This window comes from Neisseria sp. HMSC064D07, from assembly GCF_001837185.1.
GTDB classification, from domain to species: Bacteria; Pseudomonadota; Gammaproteobacteria; order Burkholderiales; family Neisseriaceae; genus Neisseria; species Neisseria flavescens_C.
Genome location: NZ_KV831649.1, coordinates 1 through 2,362 on the forward strand (window position 1 = coordinate 1; position 2,362 = coordinate 2,362).

At 44.8% G+C, this 2,362-nt stretch carries 2 protein-coding genes and 3 pseudogenes; 3 read left to right on the top strand and 2 right to left on the bottom strand.

Annotation, left to right across the window (positions count from 1 at the left end; genetic code table 11):
- From HMPREF2608_RS11520 to HMPREF2608_RS11600, 3 genes and pseudogenes are all read left to right on the top strand, one after another.
- Nucleotides 1–181, top strand: a 181-nt coding sequence (locus HMPREF2608_RS11520; RefSeq protein WP_210402750.1) for a hypothetical protein, incomplete at its 5' end; no start/stop codon positions are given.
- A complete protein-coding gene (locus HMPREF2608_RS11595; protein WP_283122274.1) occupies nucleotides 178–762 on the top strand; it encodes a ferric reductase-like transmembrane domain-containing protein in 585 nt (194 codons plus the stop codon). The genes HMPREF2608_RS11520 and HMPREF2608_RS11595, both read left to right, overlap by 4 nt.
- A 21-nt stretch (nucleotides 763–783) precedes the next feature.
- Nucleotides 784–1,272, top strand: a pseudogene (locus tag HMPREF2608_RS11600) (ferric reductase); the annotation flags it as partial.
- Nucleotides 1,273–1,374: 102 nt separating this feature from the next.
- Here the strand turns inward: HMPREF2608_RS11600 and HMPREF2608_RS10970 are convergent.
- Together HMPREF2608_RS10970 and HMPREF2608_RS01365 are read right to left on the bottom strand one after the other, a co-directional pair.
- Nucleotides 1,375–1,612: pseudogene (locus HMPREF2608_RS10970) on the bottom strand (transposase); the annotation flags it as partial.
- Between the two features lie 179 nt (nucleotides 1,613–1,791).
- Nucleotides 1,792–2,362, bottom strand: a pseudogene (locus HMPREF2608_RS01365) (transposase); the annotation flags it as partial.

A 2,362-nucleotide genomic window follows, 5' to 3' on the forward strand; every position in this document is an offset into this window, starting at 1 on the left:
GGAAGCGGTCGATGTGTTTGGCAATCATGGCTTGGGCGGTTTGCTGAAAGAAGGTGCTCATAGAAAATCCCCTAAATGTCTTGGTGGAAATTTAGGGGATTTTGGGGAATTTTGCAAAGGTCTCTTCCCATACGCAACCTATTATTACAGTTCACCGGCAGCATCAGCATACTGGACATGAGTGCTTGTATGATTCTTGCAGTACGTCCCAAAATGTTGGGAGGACTATTTGGCGGATTGGATAAAATGTACCGCCTGCATAAATGGTTGAGCATCGTTACACTTTCAGGCAGTATCCTGCATTGGACTAGCAAGCAATTCCCCAAATGGCTCATCGAACTTGGTCTGATTGACGGAAAACGCCCACCTCATCCACCGATGCAGGAAGTCTTGACTTTAAAAGATTGGTTGGTTACCCAGCGCCATTTTGCAGAAGAAGTGGGTGAAATTGCTTTTTACGTTGCAGTCGTCTTATTGGTTATCGCACTGATCAAACTTATTCCCTACCGTTTGTTTGCCAAACTTCATATCTTAATTGTCCCTGTCTATCTTGCACTCGTATGGCACACCATCGTATTGGCAAACTTTGCTTACTGGGCTCAACCACTTGGCTGGTTGCTGGCTACCGCCCTATTCTTCGGTAGTATTTGTTCGCTCCTCGCCCTCTTTAAACGCATTGGTAAACCGCAAACCGCAACAGTAACAGCCATGAACCCAAATAGCTCCCTGCTTTCACTTACTCTGAATGCGCCAAAATGGTAGGGACACCAAGTCAGTCAATTCCTCTTTTTGCGTGCACATGGAGAAAACCATCCATTTACCATCGCTTCCAACTGGAATCCTGAAAATCAACAAATCAATCTTATTATCAAAGATTTGGGAGATTACACCCATCGCCTGCCTCAACGCTTGAACATCGGTGATACCGTTCAAATTGATGGTGCATATGGCCGCTTCAATTTTTTAGATAAAAATGAACAAATTTGGGTAAGTAACGGTATTGGTTTTACGCCTTTCCTTGCAAGGCTCAAAGAATTAGCCAAACAACCTTCCAATCAACCGATTGACTGGTTCCATGCCGATAGAAATTTGTCTTCAGTAATAGTCAATCAATGGAAAGATTTGGCTAAACAAGCGAATGTTACGCTTCACTATATTCCTTCTGAAACCCAAAGATTGTCCGCTGATCATATTGTACAAAGCGTTCAGAATAGTGAAACCCGCAGCCTGAGACCTTTGCAAAATTCCTTTTCCCCAACAGCCGAAATCTAACACAGGTTTTCGGCTGTTTTTGTTTCAAATATCCATTGATTTTACTCAAATATCCCCGTAATTCACCTTGGATACCTAATCAATCAGGCATCCGGCCGCCTTTTAGGCAGCAACAGGCGCACTTAGCCTATTGGCGGCTTTCAACAGTCAAACACATCGCCTTCAGATGGCTTTGTGCACTCACTTTAATCAGACCAAAATAGGCTACCCGCGCATAGCGGAATTTACGGTGTAACGTACCGAAGCTTTGTTCGACCACATAACGGGTTTTCGACAAATATCGGTTGCGGTGGGCTTTGCGCATAATACCGTCCTGCAGCCGATGCTCTTTCAGATGTTGAGATCTTTGCAAAAATAGTCTGTTAACGAAATTTGACGCATAAAAATGCGCCAAAAAAATTCAATTGACTAAAACCTTCCTGATATTGAGCAAAAAATAGGAAAAATCAGAAAGGTTTTGCATTTTGAAAATGAGATTGAGCATAAAATTTTAGTAACCTATGTTATTGCAAAGGTCTCATGTTGCCGGTTTTCCTCACTGTCATAGCCTTTGTCGGCATAGACGGTCGTACCTTTGAGCAGACCTTCCAACAAAGGGGACAGATGGTTGCACTCATGGGCATTGACGGTGGTAATGTGCAGTTTCTCGATATAGCCTTCCGCATCGGTACGGGTATGTTGTTTGTAACCGAGTCTGTAGAGGCCGTTTTTCTTTATCCAACGGGCATCGCTGTCTTTACTCGGTGTGGTTTGACCGCTGACTTGTCCTTCTTCATCGACTTCTATGGCCTGACTCTGTTTGCTGCCGGCGGTCTGAATAATGGTGGCGTCAATGACGGCGGCGGATGCTTTCTTTACTTTTAGGCCTTTTTCGGTCAGTTGTCGGTTAATCAGTTCCAGTAGTTCGGACAGGGTGTCATCTTGCGCCAGCTAGTTGCGGTAACGGCATAAGGTGCTGTAATCGGGGATGCTCAGTTCGTCAAAACGGCAAAACAGGTTGAAATCGATGCGGGTGATGAGGCTGTGTTCGGGATCGGAGAGGCTATGCCATTGTCTGAGCAGGACGGCTTTGAACATGGATAACAGGGGA